This window comes from Pontibacter coccineus (assembly GCF_030546575.1).
GTDB lineage: Bacteria > Bacteroidota > Bacteroidia > Cytophagales > Hymenobacteraceae > Pontibacter > Pontibacter coccineus.
Window position 1 is genome coordinate 164,853 of sequence record NZ_JAUOTN010000008.1, and the last position, 21,729, is coordinate 186,581.

Below are 21,729 nucleotides of genomic sequence, written 5' to 3' on the forward strand. Positions count from 1 at the left end.
TGTCTTCAAAGCTTAGAAATAGTACCCCATGTTTATGTTGAAGCGCATGTGCCATTTGGTGTCGCCGGGCGTGCCTGCGGCCAGTGCGTTCGTCCAATCGGGTCCCAGCCAGGGTTGATTGTAACCTAAGGCTGCGTCGGTGTATATGTACATTGGGCCTACGGTGAAGAGGGCTCCAAGCACATTCATATGAGCGTTTTCGTAACCGCTTATACTTTTGTGGTAAAAGCCGTAATTGTTGTAAATATCTATACTTTGTACGAGGCGCGTGTTTAAAGGAATATGGTAGGCGACGCCTGCCGTGTAAATTTCTCCCTGATTGGCCACGTTATAGTTGGCCCCGTAAGCGCCCATTTCCACGAAGTCCAGATTGGCTCCGGCAGCATACTTTGGATTGAAATGGTAGAGCATGGCCTGCAGCTTGATGTTCCAGGGGCTGTGTTCGGCTTTATACTCGTAGTGGACTGCCCCGGCGTAGTGGGTGCCATTACGTTCAGTGTCCAAGTTGTAGAGCAGCCCGCCCTGTAGCGAAACTCCCAGTTCATGGGCCAGGCTGTCGCCCAGGCGCCGTATTACCTTAATGTCGAGTTGGTTGTTTTCCTTGTTCCGCCCGGTTACATCATAGGAGTAGCGGTTGGGACTCGGGTCTGTCAAGGCAAAGACAAACTCCTCTGCGCTTTTGTAGTAAGCCGCCTGCCATTGCCATTTGCCGTAGTCAAGGATATACTTCACGCCCATGTCGTGGTCATCCTCAAAGCCAACATAGTAGGTAATGTTAAAGAACCAGTTGTTGGAGTTATACTGCTGAATGCCAAAGGGTACCTGGTTCAGCCCGACCTGTAGCTGCGATTGCTCTGAAAAGTCGTACTGGAACCAGGCTTGTTTTAGAAAAGAACCACCAAAGGCCTGGGAGTAGTGACGAAATTCGGCGTTGAGCTTGATGCCCCTGTACTCAGCTTCGGCGTTGATGCGGAACATATCAAACCCGAAATCGCCGCCGCGTTCCAGCTGGTCCTGCTTCCAGGTAGAGAGGTTATAGTTAAAGCGCACTGCACCGCCCAGCTTCAGGTATGGCTTCTCCTCAGGCTTTTCCTCCGGGGCTTGTGCCCGGCAATTCGCACTGATTAGGAGAAGAGTTGAGAGTAAAAATATTCTCACCATAAATCAAGGGACTACTGGAAACTTTAGGAATCCCTTCTATTTAGACGGTTTCAGGGCAGAAACGTTGCTCAGTTTGAGGCAAGGCTGACAAGTGCAGCTATTCAGCCTGGCATTTGTATTATGTATGAAACAAAAAAGCTGCCTGATATAAACCAGGCAGCTTTTAAGCAATGAATATACGGCTTAACTATTTTCCGGGGATAATGTCGATTATAACGGTACGGTTATAAAAGCGCTCTTCCGGAAATTTATTGTCGAATGGGGCAAGGGATTGATCTTCGCCAAACCCCTGTACTTCAAAAGTCACATCTTTTCTGCCTGCTTTCGCCAGGCTGGCTTCGATGATTCTTTTCACATCATTGGCTCTTGCTAATGACAGGTTCCTGTTATTGGTTTCATCACCGATGATGTCTGTATAACCATGGATGATGACCTTGCCGCCCTGGGGTATTTTGGGCGTCACGATCTCAGTCAGGTATTTCTCATAGGTGCTGATCGTCTTGGAGTCGTTGAACTCATACAGCACACTGTAGCGCTGTCCTTCTTCGTCTTTTGCCGGGGTCCAGAGTACCATGTTCACAGTAGTTTCCATCTTCTCAATGGTGCCATCTTCTTTCGTACCAAGCATGGTGACCAGGTAAGTGCCTTTCGGTCGGTCTCCTAAAATGGATTTGCCGGGCATGCTGACACTCTCCTGCATAAACGGTCCGAAACTCTGGACTGTACCTTTGTCGTCTGTCAGGTTCATAGACCAGGAGGTATAGGCCTCGTCTGAGCCAACTGTGTTAAAAGTAACATAGCTGTCAAGCGGTGCTTCCTGTATTGCCGTGATTTCCACTGGCTTCAGGGCAGCTTCCGGGCCACTCTGGAACTCCATCAGCAAGGCCGGTGCGTTGCTTTCAATAGACACCCGACGGTCGCCTTCACGGAGCAGTTCCAGTTCTTTGGTACCACCCGGTTGTTCAGAAGGCAGCTTTGGTTTGTCACGTCCTTCTATGCTGATGCGTGTAGCTTCAATACCGAATGTGGTCACCAGGTAACTCTTCACCGTTTCAGCCATTACTTTACTTTCCTGCGGGCCATTTTCGGACGAGCCAACCAAGGTAATCGTGGATTCCGGATTCTTGCCCATACGGTCACCGAGAATGTTGAGCACATTGTAGTAAACCGTCATTTCGCGTTCCGAACGGCCAGATAGTGTTTTAGGCGTGAACACTTCCAGTTGATCTTCTTTGAAATCTTTTACCTGGTTTTTATCTAGCAACACATAACGATCCGGAATGGTAGTGGAGCCCTGGTTAAAGAACACATAGTTACGAAGCGGGAAGGTTTCTCTTACTCTTCGGTCTGCCGTGATGTTGGTAGGGGAGTTAACAGAGAACTGTACATCGTTTACAGCTGTAGCCGTGTTCGCTTTTCCACGTCCGAACTTTATGGAAGCGCCTACGCGCAAGGTGTTTACTGTCCAGGATTCGATGGTGCGTGGTGACTGGCCAAAGTATGGCTGGTACGTCACGAAAGGAGAAAGTATGAACTGGTTGCGATTATCCTGTGAGTTAAGCGGAATGTCGTATCCGGCACCAATCTGCATGGAGAGCAGTGTCTTTTTTACATCACTCAGGTCACCTTTAACAACAGGGTTCTTTTGCTGATCCGGGTAAGCCGGGTTAATCCCGAGTTCGTACCTAAACTCTTTTTTTACATTGAAAGCCAGTCTCGGGCCACCCATCAGATAGAAACCAGATGCTTTAAATGGGGCGAAGCGCAGGCTTGGCTCGACAGTGATATAGCTAAGCTTGGTGCTAAGGTCTACAGGGCAATCACAAGGCGTAATCTGTTGGTCGAATGTACCTCTGCGGCTATCGTAACCCGTTTGCAGCATAAGCCCCCATCTGGATTCCGGACGACGGTATTCTATCAGCGGAGATGCAAACAGGCCTATGCCATTTCCATTATGGAATGCTACTGGCGGCGTTAATTGTGCGTTCAGCTTTTGCGTGGAACCTCTGTAGAAGTTAAAGTTTGCACCGGCTGCTGCACCGATCCACCAGGATGGTTTTGTGAACGGAGCATCCTGTGCCTGTACTGGCGCCTGTATCCCAGTGAAGATAATGGTGCTGAAGACTAAACTTTTGAGCGCAAGCTTAGGGGCAGACCACGCTTTGCGCGATCCGGTATTATTATTTTTGATGATCATTTTCGTGTTGATTAAGGCTTCTCGATGATGTTTGTGTTGGTCATGACAACCGCGCCATTCAAGGCAAGCATTCTACCTACAGCTCTGGCACCTGAGTTCATGGTGATAGACGTGTAGGCCAGTACGTTTCCTTTGAAGGAAGTACCGTCGCCGATCGTGGCAGAGCTTCCGATTTGCCAGAAGATGTTCTTAGCCTGTGCACCACCGGTCAGTATGATGTTACCGCCTGCACCACCTACGGTGGTAAAGTCAGAGGCTATCTGGAAAATCCAGACGGCATTCGGGTCGCCTTTTGCATCCAGTGTCAGGTTACCGGCCTGTACTAATAAAGTAGAAGTAGATTTGTAGATACCTGGTGCCAGTGTTTTGCCACCCTGGTCGCCTGCTACTGTGGCTGGTGCCGGAGCAGAGGCGCCTTCAGCAAAAAGATACGCTTCCAACAGATCCTTCTTCGCTTGTAACAGCATGGCTGCAGTGCCCGGAGGTGTAATGTCATCGGATGCATAAATTGCGCCGTTCTCAACGATGGCTGGCGGGAAGCCGGTTACAGATGAGCGAACACCAGGTGTTATGCCTACATCCAGGTCACGGATCACACTAGGGCCTGCATTGTTACTGATGCCTACCCCTGCGAAGATGCCGAAGCGTGCGGCTGTTTTCAGGTTAACTCCCACTGTTGGCGTACCTGGTTGCTGGTTTTCGGCTGCCGTTGTGAAAGACCATTCATGGTTTTTTGCTAGCGCGACATCGTTTGTGCTTTTAGCAGCAGTCGTTATAGTAACCGTGTAAGTTGTGTTGGCAGCCAGGTTATTAGTAGGTGTGAAACTTGCCTTGGTGCCAGTGTAACTTGTTGTGCCAACCACCGTTGTAGTGCCTGTTTTTAAAGTAAAGGACGTTGCGGTGATCGTTGCAGGATTCATCATTTCGCTGAAAGTGGCATTGATTACTTTATTGAGGGCGACGCCCGTAGCCTGATGAGCAGGGTCTGTAGAGGTAATCGTAGGAGTGGTATGGGCTACTGTAGTGAAGGACCACACATGATGACTGAGCAGTGGATTACCTTCCTTGTTTAAGGCGCCCGTTGTAATGGTGCCGGTATAGACCGTGTTTTCCGTCAGGTTGCCAGTAGGTGTAAAGACGGCTGTCGTGCCAGAGTACGTGACCACTCCGGCTATTGCCGTTGCACCTTGCTTCAAGGTATAAGTTGTCGTATTAATCGTTGACGGGTCCATGGGTACGCTAAAAGAAGCAGCTATGGCTTTATTCAGCAGGATACCGGTCGCATTGTTGACAGGGTCAGTAGAGATAACGACTGGCGATACAAGATCACCGGTACTGAATGTCCAGACGTATTCTTTTTGAAGGGCATTCCCCAGCATGTCCTTTACGGAAGTGGCAACTCTGCCTGTGTAGGTAGTAGAATACTTTAACTTGCTTTTGGGAACAAAGGTCAGCGTGTGGTTTTCAGTGTTGTAGGTGATAGCACCTTCTGCTTTATCCGGACCTAATAGGGTGAAGGATGTCTGGTTGATGGTGGCAGGGTTCATTGCCTCGTTAAAGGTAACGGTAACCTGTGATTCACGCGGAACTTCTATGGCTCCATCTAAAGGAGTAGTACTTAAAACAACGGGGCATACCCCAAAATCTTCAATGAATGTATCTTCTTTACATCCGGCAATCACAACTACCGATGCGAAGGCAAGGGAAGTCACTAGTTTTCTTAAATTCAATGGGTGATTATTAATTCTCCGTTACTGGCGGGTGCGTGCACCTATATAATGCACGGCAGTATTTGATTTTACAAAGGTGGGGATAATCAAACGGCACTATGTTACACAGTAAATAAAGAATATTACATATATCACATGTTTTCCAGGTTTGCCAGTCTTTTCTGCTTTAGTTGTTTGTAATAGGAAGGGGAGAGGCCCGTCACTTTCTTGAACTGATTCGACAAATGCGCGACACTGCTGTAATGGAGCCTGTGCGCGATCTCGGTAAGGTTGAGTTCTTTATATAAAAGCAGCTCTTTTACTCTTTCTATTTTGTGGAAAATGATGAATTGCTGAATCGTAATCCCTTTTACTTCAGAAAAAATATTAGCCAGATAGGTATAATCGTGGTTAAGCTTATCACTAATAAAGTCTGAGTAATTTGCTTTCGGGAATTCATCTGAATGATGGATCATGTCAATGATCACATTTTTTATTTTTTCGATTAGGATGCTGCGTTTGTCATCGAGCAACTCCAGCCCCGATACCAGCAGATTATTTTTCAGTAACAAGCGCTGCTCCTGTGTAATATCTTCGAGTATCTCAACAGTACCCAGATCTACTACCACATACTGCAACCCCAGTTTAGCTAATTCTTCCTTCACCATCATTTTACAGCGCAGGCTAACCATGTATTTAATATACAGTATCATAGCAATCCTTATGTCTCTTAGTGCGCTATCTTGAAACTAAGCGTCTTTTTTTAAATGTGAGGTGATTCGTACATCTATGTTTGTCTATAAATATACCGACTAGTTTTACAGTACCGTGTTCTTTTTAGAATTTAAATTCCTGTGTTGTTTTATGTACTCCCAGGAATAAAAAAACCCGCATATTTAGCTAAATATGCGGGTTCTAAATTACTATGTAGTCCGTAGGGGAATCGAACCCCTGTTGCCAGAATGAAAATCTGGAGTCCTAACCCCTAGACGAACGGACCATTCTGTCGTACTGTGATGCAAATATAGCGTCTTGCTTTTATATTGCAAGCAGTCACCGGCAATTTTTACTGAATAAAAAGTCCATTTCCGGCTAACTGGTTCATTTATAATCACTAAATTTTGTCCTTCATTGGTGCATTAGTTGCTTAACTGAGGCTCCAATTCAAAATACGCTTCCAAACTGAACTGGCCAACTGTTGGTGCTACACAGTCTGTTTTGCTTACGGCGGCCATAAAAGCGAGTTTATCATAGAGGTTTCTGCTGAGCAGACGCACAAACGGCAGAAGCGTTTCCACGTAGTCGAGCGGAATTTCGGTAACACGGCCGCTGTAGCTGGCAGCTTCACAAACGAGCTGCGCCAGCTCCTGCCGGGTATAGGTGGCTGGTCCGCCTAACTCAAGCGTTTGACTGGGACTCCCGATGCAGGAAACGGCAAAGCCCGCTACATCGCCATCGTAGATTGGGTTAATGAGTCTGTCGCCCTGTCCGAGCTGCCCGATATGTCCTTTGCGCGCCATGATCGCCATTTCTTCTAACATCGAAAACAAAGCAACCGGCTTTAAGATGGTATGGGTTAGTGAACTGTATCGCAACGCTTTTTCGAAATCAGCATGTGCATCAAAATAAGCCAACTGGGGAAATTGACCTGCCCCGAAGGCGGATATATAAACGAATTGTTGTACACCAGCCTGTTCGGCTTCCTGAAGTAAATGCAGATTTGCTTCGTAATTAATGTCGTGAAAAGAACCAATGCCCTTGTGACGCAGGCTCAGATTTTTGCCAAGCGCAGATATCACCACCTCAACGCCCGCGCAGCACCCTTCCAGTTCTTGTGGCTTCGTCGCATCGGCGAGTACGAGCTCTTCCGGATCAGGGAAAAGTGACTGTGCCTTTTTCAGATTGCGCGCCAGTACACGCACTTCATACCCTTGTTGTTTCAGTTCCCGGAAAATATGCCTCCCCAGGTGCCCTGTAGCGCCGGCCAGTAGAACTTTTTTCATATAGAAGGGGTGTTTGTTTTGCGTTAATTCATATACGTGATAATCAGTTGATTTGCAGTGTATTAAAGGAAAAATACAATGCTGCATTACGTTGTTTCGCTTGCTTTGTTCAAAAATTCCTATCTTCGGCTATGCTTTGTGTGGGACGAAATCAAACCCAATTCAACTGAAAATACTGAATGATGCGCTTAAGTAAGTTCAGCAACGCCTTCGCGCTTGCTTCCATTTGCCTGGGGTTGGCGGCCTGTGTTCCGCTCGAGCAACAGGGGTATGCCACAACGGGCAGTACGACACAGCAGTCGGTGCGCTACGAAGACTTTATATATGACACCAGTATACGCTCGGTGCAGTGCTACCGCGGCACCGGCGGACCGGAAGCCGTGCTGGAGCCTGCCGTTGTTTCCATAGGGCAGGAGCAACCCATCCTGCTTGAGTTCGACCGCCTGAATGCCGGTCCGCAGCGCTTAGTAGCCAAGCTCGTGCATTGCAATGCCGACTGGACACCTTCCGGTCTGAATGACGCGCAGTTTCTCAGCGACTTTAACGAGTTCTTTATTACGGACGTGCAGAACTCCATTAACACCCGGGTGCCCTACGTGCATTGTCGTTTTCGGGTGCCGCGCGTGAAACTCAGTGGAAATTATGTGCTTCAGGTAAGTGAGGAGGGAGGTAATCTGTTGCTGACCAGGCGTATACTTGTATACCAGAACCTGGTTGCCGTGACAGCCAAGCTAGGTGCCCCAACCGGTCCCGAGGGAAGAGCTGCCCGTCAGCCGGTCGAGTTCAATGTATTCTACAAAGACTACGCCCTGGTAAATCCGGCGCAGGAAGTAAAAGCCGTGATGCGCCAGAACCACCGCTGGGACAATGCCAAGGTATACCCGAAGCCCGCCTTCGTGCGTGACGATCAGCGCCGCCTGGAGTACGTGTTCTTCGACGCCAAGGACCATTTTCTGGGACTGAGTGAGTTCCGTTCCTTTGATTCTCGCAGTATCCGCTTCAAAGGGCTAGGTATAGAGCAGATTAACCTGGAAGCGGTGCCGGTGCACATTAAGCTGCAACCGGAGCGTAGCCGTGCCGGATTAGCCTACAGCCAGGATCCGGATGCTGACGGTAAAATGCTCTACGGAAACAGGGAGTACGGCAACTCTGTTGTGAATGCCGACTATACTTGGGTTGACTTTGAATTGAAGACAGGAGAGGAGCAGGGAGAGGTATACATCCAGGGTGGCATGACCGAGTGGCTGCTGAACGATGAGAGCCGCATGCGCTACGACCATGAGCAACAGGCTTATAAGGGCAGGCTGCTCCTGAAGCAGGGTTATTATAATTATTTCTATGCGCTGAGGCCGGCGAAAGGGCAGGCTGCTGATGCCAGTTACTTCGAGGGAAGTCATTTCGCCACTGGCAATACCTACGATATACTAATTTACTACCGCCCGCCGGGCTCCCGCGCTGATCTGCTGATCGGGTATGAAGAGATCTTGTTCAACAACAGATAAAAAGTGCTTATAAATACCCAGTTGTAGGTATTTCGGAAACTGAAAAGTCGGTATACCTTTGAACATGACAATAGACTGATACGATCTGATTTAGCCAACTATAAGCCCAACTTATCCGGCGAGCTTCAGTGACTATCATACAAATAAAAAGGCGGGAGTAATCCCGCCTTTTTATTTGTATGATAGTCTGGCTTACACGCTATACGTTGAAGCGGAAGTGCATGATGTCACCATCCTGCACCACGTAGTCTTTGCCTTCTACTGCCATTTTACCGGCTTCCTTGATCTTCGCTTCGGATTTGTACTCCTGGTAATCCTTTAGTTTGATCACTTCTGCACGGATAAAGCCTTTTTCGAAGTCAGAGTGGATAACGCCCGCAGCGGCTGGCGCTTTCCAGCCTTTTCCGATTGTCCAGGCGCGAACTTCTTTCACACCAGCGGTAAAGTAGGTGATCAGGTCAAGTAGCTCATAAGATGCACGGATCAATTTGTTCAGACCAGACTCTTTCAGGCCATACTCGGCCAGGAACATTTCTTTTTCCTCCGGATCCGTCAGTTCCGCGATCTGCGCTTCAATGGAGGCTGAGATCAACACAACCTGTGCATTCTCGTTTTTCACGTGCTCAGCCAAGGCTTTGGAGAACTCGTTGCCATCATTCATGGAATTTTCGTCCACATTGGCGGCATAAATCACCGGCTTATCGGTCAGCAGGTTCAGTTCACTCACTGTTTCCTTATCGTCTTCGGTGGCCTCGAGGCTACGGGCGTTCAGGCCCTGCTCCAGATGGTTCTTGTATTTCTCAAGCGAAGCCAGCTCTTTTTTAGCTTTGGCATCACCTGCCTTGGCAGAACGCTGTACCTTAACCATCATCTTATCGATCGACTCCAGGTCTTTCAGCTGAAGCTCCGTATCGATGATCTCTTTGTCAGAAATCGGATCAACTTTGCCGGCTACGTGCACGATGTTCGGGTCTTCGAAGCAGCGCACCACGTGAATGATGGCATCTACCTCCCGGATGTTGGCCAGGAACTTGTTACCCAGACCTTCACCTTTGCTGGCTCCTTTTACAAGGCCGGCAATATCCACAAACTCGATCACCGTAGGCAACACGCGCTGCGGGTTCACCAGCTCCTCCAGGATCTGAAGACGCTCGTCAGGCACCGTGATCACGCCCACGTTTGGTTCGATGGTACAGAAAGGGTAGTTGGCAGACTCTGCCTTGGCATTCGAAATAGCGTTGAACAAAGTGGACTTGCCCACGTTCGGCAGTCCCACGATTCCGCATCTTAGTCCCATTTATCTTTATCTTGTTTTATATCAGGGTGCAAAGGTACGAAATTTCGGCAAGTATAGAGTAGGGGGTGGAGGTATAAAAAAAGCCCGTGTTGGAAACACGGGCTCTCGGTCGCTAAACTAAAAACGGGGCAACTACTCCCACTTCAGTTCTTCATCAAAAGTCACCTCGGCAGCGGCCACCGGCATTGGAGTCGCCTCCGCTTGGGTTGGGTTTTCGAGGGCGGCAAGAGCCTCTTCTGTCAAAAGTTCGGATTTAACGTGATCGATTGTGCCCTGTAAAGCTTCCATGAACTTCACGAAGTCCTCTTTGTAAAGGAAGATCTTGTGTTTCTCGTACGAGAACTCATCATCCTTAAACTTGCGCTTGCTCTCTGTGATGGTCACATAGAAGTCATTTGAGCGAGTTGATTTCACATCAAAGAAATACGTTCTCTTCCCTGCTCTTACTCTTTGGGAATAAATTTCTGCTTTGTCGTTGTTCTCTTCCACCGTGTTATAGACGTTAAATTCAACTTTCTGAACCTAAAGCTAACATATTGTTCTGATATATAAAAATTTTTGAATTTAAAATTTGGGCTTTTTGCAGCCCTGCAGATAATTAATTCTATATTTGCCATCGGACCATATATAGTATAGTATGAATTTTCTTTCACTTATACTAGTATTACTCTTTTCTTTCAACGCTAACACGGCGCTCTATTCAGCTGGCGGCAAAGCCTCTTACTACGCCGACCGCATGCAGGGGCACCGGACAGCCAACGGCGAGCGCTACGATAAAACGCAACTGACAGCCGCCCACGCCACCCTGCCATTCAACACTTATATACAGGTAACCAATGTCCGCAACGGCAAAACCGTGGTGGTGCGCATCAACGACCGTATGGCCCCTAGCCGGCATCGCATCATTGACCTGTCCAGGGCTGCTGCGCAGCAAATAGAGCTTATCCGGGAGGGCGTGGCAACGGTGCAACTGCAGGAAGTTCCGGACGATGGGCAACCCGAAATGAGGACTGTCGTTTCTGAGATAAAGCCGACCGGAAAAAAATAAACCCTATACCTGTATGAAAAAGCCACTCACCCTAGCCGATGTCCAGAAATTCGAAAACATGGAATTTTTGGCCAAACAGCTGGTAGAGGGCTTTATCACGGGGCTGCACCAATCGCCCTACCATGGCTTTTCGGTGGAGTTCTCGGAACACCGCCTCTACAACAGCGGGGAAAGCACCCGCCACATCGACTGGAAGGTATACGCCCGCACCGACAAGCTGTTTGTAAAGCGCTTTGAGGAGGAGACCAATCTACGTTGCCACATCCTGCTCGATGTTTCCCCTTCCATGTATTATCCGGTGGAGAACAATGGGAAACTGACCTTCAGTATTCTTTGTGCGGCTGCCCTCGCCACCTTGCTGCGTAAACAGCGCGATGCCGTGGGGTTGTTGACCTTTGCCGACACTATCCGCCAGCAAACGCCTGTCCGGTCGACAGCTTCCCACCTGCATACCTTGTTACTGCTTCTCCAAAAACAGCTGGACGAGGCCCCGACCCGTGCCCAAACCGATGTGGCTTCCGTCATTCACCATATAGCCCAGCAGATACCGAAGCGCTCACTGGTGGTTATTCTAAGTGATATGCTGGGGCAGCACGAAAATAGCGATGCTATCTTTGCCGCTTTGCAGCACCTCAAGCATCAGAAACACGAAGTGCTGATCTTTCATGTGATGGACCGCCGTACCGAAGAGGAATTCGACTTTGCCGAGCGGCCTTACGTGTTTGTGGATGTGGAGACAGGGCAGGAGCTGAAGCTGCAACCTTCGCAGGTGAAGGAGCACTACCGCAACGCAGTGGCCAACTACAAGCGTGAACTGGAGCTGAAGTGCGGACAGTACAAGATCGACTTTGTGCCGGTGGATATCAGCGAGCCTTTTGACAAGGTGCTGTACAGTTACCTGGTGAAGCGGGCCAAGGTGCGGTAGGTATACCAGCTTCATAAAAATAGCAAGACCTGCAAATAGGTAAGCTATACCTGGCGGCAGGTCTTGCTTTCAGACTACAGTAATAGTTTCATCCGTACCTTAAAAGCATGTTTTTAGCTGCCTTATTCAGCGACTGGTTTTCCTGCTTCCTTCCAGGCCTTGAAGCCCCCATCCATATGTGCGACATTTTCATAACCCATCTGTTTTAGGGTGGCAGTAGCCAGGGCCGAACGTCCGCCGGAAGCGCAGTGCAGGATGAGCCGCTTATTTTTGTCAAACTCCGGGCGGTGATAGGGCAGAGAAGCGTCAGCATAAAACTCCAGCATACCGCGCGGAGCATGGACAGAGCATGTAATTTTTCCATTCTGATGCAACTCCTCACTCTCGCGGATGTCAATCACCGTGGCGTTTCCTTTTGAGATTTCTTCTTCCACTTGGTCTGGAGAAAGATTTTCGATTTGCTGTTTGGCCTCTTGCACCATATCAGCAGCAGATTTGTGTGCCATCTTTTTCGATATAAAACTAAATCTTAAGTAAAGCTTAGTTGTATATCGCAACTGGCTGTAAAATGTTGTGATTCAAAGGTTAAGTGTAAATTAAATTGCCTTAATGTTTTTGAAGGCCTAAGGCTAGCCCTGCTCCGTAATTTGGAGTTTAAACTTGGCAACGTGTATACCTGCCCATACCTGGAGCAACCATGACTCTGCAGTTACTACTTCGGCATGTTGTTTAACGACTGCCACAGATATTTACAGGCAATGGTGCGATAAGGCCGCCAGTTCTCTGCGATCTCCAGCATCCGGGCTTTGAGAGCCTTGCCGCTTTCTGCCAGACCATAATGCCGCTTCATCGCATTCTGTATTCCCAGATCATTTACCGGCATCACATCGGGGCGCTCCAGGGCAAACATCAGCAGCATTTCCACTGTCCAGCGGCCGACTCCCTTTATATGGGTGAGGTGTTGGATCAGGGCTTCGTCTTCCATCGCATCTATCACGGCGTGCGCTAAATTACCGCCCTGCGCAAAAGCCGCTACGTTTCGCACATACCCGATCTTCTGAAAGGAAAGCCCGGCGCCTCGCAGGGTTTCATCCGGCGTTTCATGCACTATGTGTGGGTGTGGGTAGCGGTCAGGGAAGAGATCCTGGAAGCGCGCAAAGATGGTCGCTGCCGCTTTGGTACTGAGCTGCTGGGAGACGATGGCACTCAACATCTTAAAGTAAATGTCCTTTGATTTTGAAGGTTCTAATGGCTTTCCGCTACCGACTATACCTGCCAGTATCGGATCTTTTGAGAACACAGCAATCACATCGGATGCCGGAAAGTCAGGGAAAGAATCAGCTGTCATAAGAGGGCTTTAGCAGGGTATAGGTATAAAAAAGTTATAGCCACTGGCTATACCTCTACTTGTTTCTTGTTGAGCGTGTGCAAGACCTGAAGCACATGCTGCAGCATCTCGTCGCTTACATCCAGGTGCGTTACGAAGCGCACCATTTGCGATCCGAAACTAGATGCCCGGATGTTGTTTTCAGCCAGTGCCGCTACAAAATCTGCATCCCTATACCTGTCGTTGAGCTTGAAGATGACGATGTTGGTTTGTACGGGAAGCACAAAGTCAACATAATCCGCCTCCTTCAGAACAGTTTCTAACTGCTTTGCTTTTGCATGGTCATCGGCCAGGCGCTCCACGTGGTTTTCCAAGGCATAGATGCCAGCCGCTGCCAGGTAACCGCCCTGCCGGATGCCGCCACCCAGCACTTTACGGATGCGCCGTGATTTTTTAATGAAGTCTTTTTTGCCAAGCAGAAGGGAGCCAACCGGAGCACCAAGCCCCTTGGAAAGGCAGATTGAAATGCTATCGAAGTACTTGCCATACTCCTGCGGGTTCTCACCAGAAGCGACCAGTGCATTGAAAACACGGGCACCGTCCAGGTGCAACGCAATACCGTGGCGCTTGCATACCTCCGCAATGGCCGCAATCTCAGGCAAGGTATAGTAGGAGCCGCCACCCTTGTTGCAGGTGTTTTCCAGTGCAACCAGGCGGGTAGGCGGGTAGTGGATGTTGTCCGGACGGATGTGCGCCTCTACCTGAGCAGGCGTCATCTTGCCACGCTCGCCATGCACCAGGGCTACTGAAGCGCCGGAGTTGAACATGATACCGCCCCCTTCATACTGGTAGATGTGCGCAGTGATGTCGCAGATTACCTCTGTCATGGGCTCCGTGTGGGCTTTGATGGCGATCTGGTTGGTCATGGTGCCGGAAGGGCAGAAAAGGCCGGCTTCCATCCCGAACAGGGCGGCTGCTTTATGCTCCAGCGCGTTGATGGTCGGGTCCTCTTCGTACACGTCGTCGCCAACCTGCGCGGCAAACATTGCCTGCAACATGGCAGGAGTTGGCTTGGTAACGGTATCGGAACGGAGGTCTGTTATGTTCATATCGAATTTGATGCTAGATTTACTTTACTTTGTAAAATTAATAACTTACTTTTGCCCTTCAAATTTAAATTTTGCAACGATGGGAGTTACTAGACTTAAAAGAAAAGACCGTAAGAATAAGGCAAGAGCAAACAACAAGGTTGCCAGAATTAAGCAATTGCTTTTGACGCCAGTTATCAAGAACGTGGACATGGACGAGCTGCGTGCTCAGTTCGGTGAAGCGCCAAAGAACAAGAAGGAAGAAGAAGCTTCTGCTGAGTAGTCTTTTTACGGCAAAGTAAAACCATCTGCCTGCCAACGCTGTGAAAGCTGCGGGTGGCGGGTTTTCCGAAGACTTCAAAGTGTGCTTGCAACAGCAGGCACGCTTTTTTTATGCCCTCTTGCCCAGCTCAATCACCTGCAAGTCGCGCACCTTTCCTGCCTCTACAGTGAAGCGCACCATAGTACGCACCTTGTGAAAGCCATGCATGCCAGCTGCACCCGGATTGATGTGCAGCAGGTTGTTCAAGGTTTTGTCAGGCATGATCTTGAGGATATGGGAGTGTCCGGTGATGAAGAGGCCCGGAGGATTTGCCTTGATCTGGTCCCTGATATCCGGATGGTACTTGCCCGGATAGCCCCCGATGTGCGTCATCAGCACGTCCAGCCCGTTGGCCTCAAAGCGCAGCACTTTCGGGTATAGCACCCGGATGTCCTGTCCGTCGATGTTGCCGTAGACGCCCCGAAGGGGGGCCACCTCAATGAGACGTTCCGCTACCCGGGAAGTGCCGAAATCGCCGGCATGCCAGATCTCGTCCCGGTCGCCCAGCAGGCGCAGGATCTGATCATCAACATAGTCGTGCGTGTCAGAGAGGAGGCCTATCTTCATGCTATACCTTAAAAATCCTTTGTCTAAGTTTCTATTGTCTTGAGAGTTATTGCTCTACCTGCTATACCCTCCAGGTTTCGGGTGACTCGCGCCATTCAGCCAAAGTTGGCATAGCCGACTCCGGGATGTAGCCATTTTGCATGGCGGCTTCGGTCAGTGCCTCGTAGTTGCTCAGGCAGTGCAGTGCTATACCTGCTTGCTTGAAGTTTTCTTCAGCTAACGAAAAACCGTAGGTGAATATGGCAGCCATGCCCACTACGTTACCTCCCGCTGAGCGTACGGCCTCAGCCGCCTTGAGCGAACTGCCGCCAGTCGAGATCAAATCCTCCACCATCACCACTTTCTGACCTGAAATCAGTTTTCCTTCGATCTGGTTGGCCATGCCGTGACTTTTTGGTTGCGGACGTACATAGAGAAAGGGCATTTCGAGCAGATCGGCCACCAGTGCACCCTGCGCTATACCTGCCGTGGCCACGCCTGCAATGGCCTCGGCCTCCGGAAAGTTTTGCCTGATCATCTCGGCCAACTGCTGCTTGATGTAGCTCCGGATGTACGGAAAGGATAAGGTTACGCGGTTGTCGCAGTAAATGGGCGAATTCCAGCCGGAACTCCACTTAAAGGGCTGTTCCGGTCTCAATTTCACGGCCTCTGTTTCCAGCAGGAAAGAGGCTACCTGGTGTGCTGTCGTCTGATTATCCATGCCCGAATTTAAGAAATATTTCCCCTTTTTGGCGACCTGTGTTTTCTTTACACCGAAATATTGATTGATTTGTGTAAATTTCAAGCCTGATACACGAGCACCTTTCCCTATGAACGTTTTTATTAACGATATTCCGCTTATCATCAAAAAGTCAAACGAGAAGGTATACCGTCATCACTACGACCTGGTGCTCGATGCCGATAACCACTTCACGTCCAAGGATCTGGTAGGGGATGTGCTCATCAAACGGGCCGATCCGCTGTTGATCGACCGTATTGTGCGGCTGATGGAGGTGAAGAAGCTAAAAAAACTCAATTCGCTTACGCTGGTTGCTAATAAAAAGAAGCAGATGATCGAGCACCTCAAGGATCAGTTTAAGATCGTAAAGGCTGGTGGCGGACTGGTTCTGAAAGATGATAAGATCCTGATGATCTATCGCCTCGGTGTTTGGGACCTGCCAAAAGGCAAACTGAACAAAGGTGAAAAAGTGCTGGATGGTGCTGTGCGTGAAGTAGAGGAGGAGTGCAACATTACGGTAGAGGTACTGAGCAAACTCCCCAAAACCTGGCATTCCTATGCTTTTAAGGGCAAGAAGATCCTTAAGAAAACGAGCTGGTATTTGATGCAATGCACCGATGACAGCCTGATGAAGCCTCAGGCCGAGGAGTTTATCGAAGAAGTGCGCTGGATGACGCCGGAAGAGGCGATGGAAGCGCTACCCAAAGCCTATACCTCCATTGCCTTTATTGTGCGGGAATATCTCCAATCTCTGAAATCCGGAAAGGTATAAAATCATCCACGTTGCCCCCGAAGCGGTGAATTTCGCGGATGATGGTGGAACTGATGGCCGCCAAAGCCGGTGAAGTGATCAGGAAGACCGTCTCCAACTCCGGATTAATGTGGCGGTTGGCCTGTGCGATCGTGTTCTCGTACTCGAAGTCCGTCGTGTTGCGCAGTCCGCGCAGCAAAAAAGTAGCTCCTACTTCTCGGGCAAACTCCGCCGTTAGGCCCTTATATGCCTCGGCCTTGATGTTAGGCCGGTCCTTGAACACCCCATTGATCACCTCCACCATCTTCTCCACCGGAATGTAGCGCTGCTTGCTGCTGTTGTTGCCGATGGCAATGATGATCTCATCAAACATTTTAGAACCACGCAATACTACATCCAGGTGGCCATTGGTAAAAGGGTCAAACGATCCGGGGAAAATAGCGGTTCTTTTCATTGTTGATTGAGTGAATGAGTGACTTAGTGAATGAGTGAGTAAAATTGTTGATTGTTAGTGGTTAATGGGTATATCTTGAAGCGACTTGAATTAGGTGTTGAGGGCTTTAGTCAGTGAAGAAAGCAGCTGATATTCTGATTAGTATGGAAGAGTTCTAACAATTTAGCAATTCAACCACCAACCATTTAACCATCAACAATTTAACAATTCATTTTATTCGCAGAAGTGTAAACTGAAGAGTTCGAAGTAGCGGTGATCGAACAAGTCGTCGAACTTGTAGCTGTAGCCTACATCGGCGGGCCGTTTACCGAAGCGTACCTGGCGAATGTATTTTTTGAGCATGTTGAAGAGGCTGGAGTCAGGCGTGATATCGCCCCAGGCGGTGATGGTTTCCTGCTCAGGGTTCATTTTCTGCTCCTGCATCACAAAAACAACGAAGTAAATGAAGTCTTCCGGACTCAGGTAATGGAACACGTTGCAAAACTGAAGCCCGTTTTCATCTATAACGAGCACGGTTACATAATTCCGCTCCACATAAAGGTGCATGGTCCGCCCAGCTTTTCGGTCCGTCTGGTGCAGCAGGCTTTTGATCAAAGCACTGGTCTGGTGGGTAAATTGAACGTTGCGTTCCGGGAAAAGGCTCTGGAGCGTGCGGTAGAGTGCACTGTCGATCGCAAAAATATTCACCGCTTCCAGGCCGAAGGTGCGGTTGTGAAGGATGACGTGGTGCTGCGGGTCGAGGGTGCTGTGCAGGCGCAGGTAGTCTTCCTGGTGCGCCGGATCAAAGAGAGTCTCCGGCACAAGGGTAAAGAACTGATTGCTGATGCTGACGCGAATATCCAGCCAGCGCTGTTCCTGCAGGATAGGGCTTTGGTCGGCGATCAGGCGCAGCTGTTCTGCTATTTGGAGCGGCGTGAAAACCGTGATCAGCTCATAGTCTTCCAGCGCCACAAACTTGTTGCGCTCCACATCGGCTACGGCCAGGCGCATGGCTTTGGAACTGACCGCAATATACAGGTTACTATTGCCTGCCTGCGAAAGCTGAAAAGCCTCGTCCTGTAACTGATAGGAAAGCCGAAAGTGCGTGTTGATGGTATTCAAGGTATAGGAGCTCCAGGTAATGCTATATTGTGCTATGCAAGTATACTAAAAATATAGTAAAATGATCATGCCTGCACGAAGCGATGCGGCAATCCGAACAGATCGTCCAGCGAAAACAGGTAATGGAGGATGCGGTGCTTGTCTGCCAATGGGATTTGCCAGAGCTCTTCCAGACTCAGAAAAGCAACCTCTTCGATCAGCTGCTGGTCGGCACTCGCTTCCGGATCTATACCTGTTATCAGTTCGCCGCCTGTCAATTCCAGTTCAAAGAATAGCTCCACGGCCTGAAGTGGCTCTTCCAGAAACTCATTGACAAACAGGAAGCGCTTTACTTTTGTCTGAAGGCCCGTCTCTTCCAGCACTTCCCGTACCAGACAGGCTTCAACGGACTCGCCGTACTGCAGTCCGCCGCCAGGAGGCGCCCAGAATGCAGCATTGTTGAGCGTCGGCTGATGTCTTACAAGCAAAAGCTTGTTGTCCTTCAGGCAAATGCCGCACACGCGCAGCCTTACTTTACCGGCATAGGCGGCGGCATTGGGGTTTAGTGTGTTCATGTTTGCGATAGCGGGGTATAGGTGGTAAATTTACAAAATGATTCAGACCTACAACCCCGATTTTCGGGCAGATATAAAAGAAAAGCTGGAGCGGCAGGAGTTTATGAAGCTCATGGGCTTTGAAGTTACTAAAATTGAAGTGGGCAGGGTAGAGGGCGAAATGCTGCTGGAGCAGAAGCACAAGCAGCACAAAGGCTTTGCGCACGGCGGCGTTATTGCGACCCTGGCCGATATTGTGGCGGGCTTTGCCGCCGTGAGCCTGGTGCCGAAAGGCCACCATGTAGTCACAGCCGAGATAAAGGTGTCCTACTTCCATCCGGGAGTGGGCGACAAACTGCTTGCCAAAGGCTATGTGCTGAAGCAGGGGCGCAAACTTAATTTCTGCGAGGCCGAAGTATACGTGGTAAAAGGAGCCGAAGAGCCTCTCCTGATCGCCAAAGCCAGCGCCTCCATGGCCAACATCGCACCCGAGGAGCTTAAAAGGTAAAAAGTTCGGAATTTAGAAAGGTAGAAAGTTGCTGAATATAGCTTTCCGGCCTGAATGTCATTACAGCGTGTATTGTTACTTAGTGGTTACCTACAGACGTTCTCTCAAATTCCTAAACTTTCATACTTCCCCAACTTTCTACCTTTTTGATTTTCTAACTTTCTAATTTAAATTATGCGTCCAGTAGAGGCACTTAGAACAAGTTTTCCGTTTGAGCCTACCCAGGACCAGGCACGGCTTTTTGCCAGGCTCGACGAATTTATAATGGACACCGAAGCCGAGAAATCGGTGTTTTTGCTCAAGGGTTACGCCGGTACGGGCAAGACCACTGTGGTGACTTCGCTGGTAAAGATTCTCCGCACTTTCGGGTATAAGTATGTACTACTGGCCCCGACAGGCCGTGCTGCCAAGGTGATGGCCTCATACAGCGGACGCAAAGCCTTTACCATCCACAAAAAAATCTACCGGCAAACTGCCAACCCATATTCCGAGGGACTGGCCTTCACCCGCATGCCCAACAAGGCAGACAAGACGTTTTACATCGTAGACGAGTCCTCCATGATCTCAGACGACAGCGGCTTCGGGCAGAATGGTTTGCTACGGGATTTGATGGGCTACGTGTTTGAGAACAAGAGCAACAAACTGCTACTGATCGGTGATACGGCCCAGTTGCCGCCGGTTAACCAGGCGTTGAGTCCGGCACTTAACGCCGATTATCTGAAGCAGAACTTCCGCTGCCAGGTGCACGAGTTGGAGCTGCGCCAGGTGATGCGACAGGCTGAGGCCTCAGGTATACTGATGAACGCCACGCAACTGCGCGATCAGCTGCTAAGCGACAAGCCTGAAATAAAACTGCACACCAAGGGCTGGCGCGACATTTACCGCATGACGGGCGAAAAGCTTGAAGACGGCCTGCGCTATGCGTATGATAAGTTTGGGGTCGAAAACTCCATCGTGATCTGCCGCTCCAACAAATCAGCCAACCTCTATAACCAGCACATCCGGCGCCAGATCTTTTTCTCGGAGGACGAAATAGGAGTGGGGGATTACCTGATGATCGTACGCAACAACTATTTCTGGTTGCCTAAAGAGTCTAACATAGGCTTTATGGCCAACGGTGACTTTGTGGAGATCACCAAAATCATTCGGTATGAAGACATGTACGACCTCCGCTTTGCCGATGTGCGCGTACGCTTTGTCGACTATCCGGAGGAAGAAGAGCTCGAAGTGAAGATCATGCTTGACACACTTTATACCGATGCACCGGCACTGCCAGCCGACCAGAACAAGAAGCTCTACGATGCGGTGCTGCAGGATTACGCGGACATTAAAAACAAACGGGAGCGCTCCAAAGAGATGAAGCAGAACCCTTACCTGAATGCCCTGCAGGTTAAGTTTGCCTACGCCCTGACCTGCCACAAAGCGCAGGGCGGTCAGTGGAAGGCGGTGTTTGTGGACCAGGGCTTTTTGAAGGATGATATGGTGAACGAGGAGTTTGCGCGTTGGCTTTATACGGCGCTCACCCGCTCGTCAGAAGAACTATATTTGCTGAACTTTAGCAAGCAACTATTGGTTGACTGATATATTTGGATGGTCTGCCAAAACGTTAGAACTTAACAACAGACGAATCGTAACAGCAATAGCTAAACCCTTTATACGTATGAAAAAGTTAATTCTGTCTTTTGCAATGGCAGCACTGGTAGCCGGTGGTGCCGTGGCGCAGCAAGGTCCTGCTAAGCAAACTGCCGCTCCGCAGGCACAGGCCAAATCAGGTCCTGCCATCTCTTTTGAGTCAACCGAGCACAATTTCGGTGAGATCACTCAGGGCGATGTGGTGGAGCATACCTTTACCTTTACCAACACTGGTACACAACCGGTTATCATCGACCGCGTGGATGTAACTTGTGGCTGTACCTCGCCTGCCTGGACCAAAGAAGCCGTAATGCCCGGCAAGACAGGTTTCGTTAAGGCAAAGTATAACAGCACAGGTCGTATGGGACAGCAGAAGAAAGCCATCACGATCCATTCTAACACAGGTGAGCCGACCTACGTTTACATCGTAGCCAATATCAAAGAAAAACCAGCCTCTGCCGCTAAAACGCAGTAAGTTGTTATAGCATCATAAGACAGAAAGGCTCCCGGCATATAACCGGGAGCCTTTTTGTCTTATGAATATCCCTATACCTTAAAGGGCTTTCAGTATAGCATAGAACAAGGCGGCCCAACCTATGATCAGGGCGGTTCCACCGATCGGGGTGATGGCACCCAGCCAGGTCATGCCTGTTAGAACGAGGGTATAGAGAGAGCCCGAGAAGATGAAGATACCGATCAGGAAAGCCCAGGCGGCAATCTGCAGCGCAGGATGCTCTACTTTGAAAAGCAGCAGACCCACGGCCAGCAGTGCCAGGGTATGGTACATCTGGTATTTCACAGCCGTTTCAAACGTCTCGACACGGTTGGTGGCACGCAGCATGGGCGCCAGCGCATGCGCTCCGAAGGCACCGATCATCACACTAAG

Annotated in this window: 24 protein-coding genes and 1 tRNA gene; 8 read left to right on the top strand and 17 right to left on the bottom strand. The window is 49.5% G+C overall.

The window, feature by feature from the left end; translation table 11 throughout:
- Positions 1-12 precede the first annotated feature (12 nt).
- The 6 genes from Q4E40_RS17405 to Q4E40_RS17430 form a co-directional block, all read right to left on the bottom strand.
- Entirely contained in the window at positions 13-1,161 is a 1,149-nt protein-coding gene (locus Q4E40_RS17405; RefSeq protein WP_303413951.1) for a hypothetical protein, read from the bottom strand.
- A 187-nt stretch (positions 1,162-1,348) separates the two neighbouring features.
- Complete coding sequence (locus Q4E40_RS17410; RefSeq protein WP_303413952.1) at positions 1,349-3,358, bottom strand: OmpA family protein; 2,010 nt, start codon at positions 3,356-3,358, stop codon at positions 1,349-1,351.
- 11 nt (positions 3,359-3,369) lie between these two features.
- The gene (locus Q4E40_RS17415) at positions 3,370-5,088 is read right to left on the bottom strand and encodes an Ig-like domain-containing protein (RefSeq protein ID WP_303413953.1); all 1,719 of its coding nucleotides are present in this window, start codon (positions 5,086-5,088) and stop codon (positions 3,370-3,372) included.
- A gap of 131 nt (positions 5,089-5,219) precedes the next feature.
- The gene (locus Q4E40_RS17420) at positions 5,220-5,780 is read right to left on the bottom strand and encodes a helix-turn-helix domain-containing protein (protein ID WP_303413954.1); all 561 of its coding nucleotides are present in this window, start codon (positions 5,778-5,780) and stop codon (positions 5,220-5,222) included.
- A gap of 215 nt (positions 5,781-5,995) precedes the next feature.
- Positions 5,996-6,067 (bottom strand) — tRNA-Glu (locus tag Q4E40_RS17425).
- A 139-nt stretch (positions 6,068-6,206) separates the two neighbouring features.
- A complete protein-coding gene (locus Q4E40_RS17430; protein WP_303413955.1) occupies positions 6,207-7,157 on the bottom strand; it encodes an SDR family oxidoreductase in 951 nt (316 codons plus the stop codon).
- Positions 7,158-7,249: 92 nt separating this feature from the next.
- Here Q4E40_RS17430 and Q4E40_RS17435 point away from each other — a divergent pair, with 92 nt between their 5' ends.
- Positions 7,250-8,572, top strand: coding sequence for a type IX secretion system plug protein (locus Q4E40_RS17435; RefSeq protein ID WP_303413956.1), 1,323 nt, complete (start codon positions 7,250-7,252; stop codon positions 8,570-8,572).
- A gap of 199 nt (positions 8,573-8,771) precedes the next feature.
- On the opposite strand, the gene ychF is transcribed toward Q4E40_RS17435, so the two are convergent.
- Positions 8,772-9,869, bottom strand: coding sequence for a redox-regulated ATPase YchF (ychF, locus tag Q4E40_RS17440; protein WP_303413957.1), 1,098 nt, complete (start codon positions 9,867-9,869; stop codon positions 8,772-8,774).
- 132 nt (positions 9,870-10,001) lie between these two features.
- Positions 10,002-10,358, bottom strand: coding sequence for a DUF3276 family protein (locus Q4E40_RS17445; RefSeq protein WP_303413958.1), 357 nt, complete (start codon positions 10,356-10,358; stop codon positions 10,002-10,004).
- A gap of 148 nt (positions 10,359-10,506) precedes the next feature.
- Between Q4E40_RS17445 and Q4E40_RS17450 the strand changes: the two genes are divergently transcribed.
- Together Q4E40_RS17450 and Q4E40_RS17455 are read left to right on the top strand one after the other, a co-directional pair.
- Positions 10,507-10,917 (top strand): septal ring lytic transglycosylase RlpA family protein, encoded by a 411-nt coding sequence (locus Q4E40_RS17450; protein WP_303413960.1) that lies wholly within the window; start codon positions 10,507-10,509, stop codon positions 10,915-10,917.
- 13 nt (positions 10,918-10,930) lie between these two features.
- Positions 10,931-11,842 (top strand): DUF58 domain-containing protein, encoded by a 912-nt coding sequence (locus Q4E40_RS17455; protein ID WP_303413962.1) that lies wholly within the window; start codon positions 10,931-10,933, stop codon positions 11,840-11,842.
- A 122-nt stretch (positions 11,843-11,964) separates the two neighbouring features.
- On the opposite strand, the gene Q4E40_RS17460 is transcribed toward Q4E40_RS17455, so the two are convergent.
- The 3 genes from Q4E40_RS17460 to Q4E40_RS17470 form a co-directional block, all read right to left on the bottom strand.
- Positions 11,965-12,348: a rhodanese-like domain-containing protein gene (locus Q4E40_RS17460; protein ID WP_303413964.1), complete on the bottom strand. Its 384-nt coding sequence runs from the start codon at positions 12,346-12,348 to the stop codon at positions 11,965-11,967.
- Between the two features lie 206 nt (positions 12,349-12,554).
- On the bottom strand, positions 12,555-13,190 hold the full coding sequence (locus Q4E40_RS17465; protein WP_303413965.1) for a DNA-3-methyladenine glycosylase family protein: 636 nt from the start codon (positions 13,188-13,190) through the stop codon (positions 12,555-12,557).
- A gap of 47 nt (positions 13,191-13,237) precedes the next feature.
- A complete protein-coding gene (locus Q4E40_RS17470; RefSeq protein WP_303413967.1) occupies positions 13,238-14,278 on the bottom strand; it encodes a threonine aldolase family protein in 1,041 nt (346 codons plus the stop codon).
- A 79-nt stretch (positions 14,279-14,357) separates the two neighbouring features.
- Here Q4E40_RS17470 and Q4E40_RS17475 point away from each other — a divergent pair, with 79 nt between their 5' ends.
- The gene (locus Q4E40_RS17475; protein ID WP_040574265.1) at positions 14,358-14,540 is read left to right on the top strand and encodes a hypothetical protein; all 183 of its coding nucleotides are present in this window, start codon (positions 14,358-14,360) and stop codon (positions 14,538-14,540) included.
- A gap of 108 nt (positions 14,541-14,648) precedes the next feature.
- On the opposite strand, the gene Q4E40_RS17480 is transcribed toward Q4E40_RS17475, so the two are convergent.
- Entirely contained in the window at positions 14,649-15,146 is a 498-nt protein-coding gene (locus tag Q4E40_RS17480) for a metallophosphoesterase family protein (RefSeq protein ID WP_303413968.1), read from the bottom strand.
- Between the two features lie 61 nt (positions 15,147-15,207).
- A complete protein-coding gene (gene pyrE, locus Q4E40_RS17485; RefSeq protein ID WP_303413970.1) occupies positions 15,208-15,846 on the bottom strand; it encodes an orotate phosphoribosyltransferase in 639 nt (212 codons plus the stop codon).
- Between the two features lie 109 nt (positions 15,847-15,955).
- Between pyrE and Q4E40_RS17490 the strand changes: the two genes are divergently transcribed.
- The gene (locus Q4E40_RS17490) at positions 15,956-16,636 is read left to right on the top strand and encodes an NUDIX hydrolase (protein WP_303413971.1); all 681 of its coding nucleotides are present in this window, start codon (positions 15,956-15,958) and stop codon (positions 16,634-16,636) included.
- Here Q4E40_RS17490 and coaD read toward each other — a convergent pair.
- The 3 genes from coaD to Q4E40_RS17505 form a co-directional block, all read right to left on the bottom strand.
- On the bottom strand, positions 16,590-17,069 hold the full coding sequence (gene coaD / locus Q4E40_RS17495; protein ID WP_303413972.1) for a pantetheine-phosphate adenylyltransferase: 480 nt from the start codon (positions 17,067-17,069) through the stop codon (positions 16,590-16,592). The two genes, Q4E40_RS17490 and coaD, sit on opposite strands and share 47 nt — an antisense overlap.
- Positions 17,070-17,282: 213 nt before the next feature.
- The gene (locus Q4E40_RS17500; RefSeq protein ID WP_303413974.1) at positions 17,283-18,170 is read right to left on the bottom strand and encodes a DUF3822 family protein; all 888 of its coding nucleotides are present in this window, start codon (positions 18,168-18,170) and stop codon (positions 17,283-17,285) included.
- Positions 18,171-18,235: 65 nt separating this feature from the next.
- Positions 18,236-18,724, bottom strand: a complete 489-nt coding sequence (locus Q4E40_RS17505; RefSeq protein ID WP_303413975.1) for an NUDIX domain-containing protein — start codon at positions 18,722-18,724, stop codon at positions 18,236-18,238.
- A gap of 37 nt (positions 18,725-18,761) precedes the next feature.
- Here Q4E40_RS17505 and Q4E40_RS17510 point away from each other — a divergent pair, with 37 nt between their 5' ends.
- The 3 genes from Q4E40_RS17510 to Q4E40_RS17520 all read left to right on the top strand — a co-directional run bounded on the left by Q4E40_RS17510 (position 18,762) and on the right by Q4E40_RS17520 (position 21,318).
- Entirely contained in the window at positions 18,762-19,211 is a 450-nt protein-coding gene (locus tag Q4E40_RS17510) for a PaaI family thioesterase (protein WP_303413976.1), read from the top strand.
- A gap of 174 nt (positions 19,212-19,385) precedes the next feature.
- A complete protein-coding gene (locus Q4E40_RS17515) occupies positions 19,386-20,792 on the top strand; it encodes an ATP-dependent DNA helicase (protein ID WP_303413977.1) in 1,407 nt (468 codons plus the stop codon).
- Between the two features lie 79 nt (positions 20,793-20,871).
- Complete coding sequence (locus Q4E40_RS17520; protein ID WP_303413978.1) at positions 20,872-21,318, top strand: DUF1573 domain-containing protein; 447 nt, start codon at positions 20,872-20,874, stop codon at positions 21,316-21,318.
- A 78-nt stretch (positions 21,319-21,396) separates the two neighbouring features.
- Here the strand turns inward: Q4E40_RS17520 and Q4E40_RS17525 are convergent, their stop codons facing one another.
- Positions 21,397-21,720 carry a DUF423 domain-containing protein gene (locus tag Q4E40_RS17525; RefSeq protein ID WP_303414042.1) on the bottom strand — a complete coding sequence of 108 codons (324 nt, stop codon included), beginning with the start codon at positions 21,718-21,720 and terminating at the stop codon, positions 21,397-21,399.
- Positions 21,721-21,729: the final 9 nt, after the last annotated feature.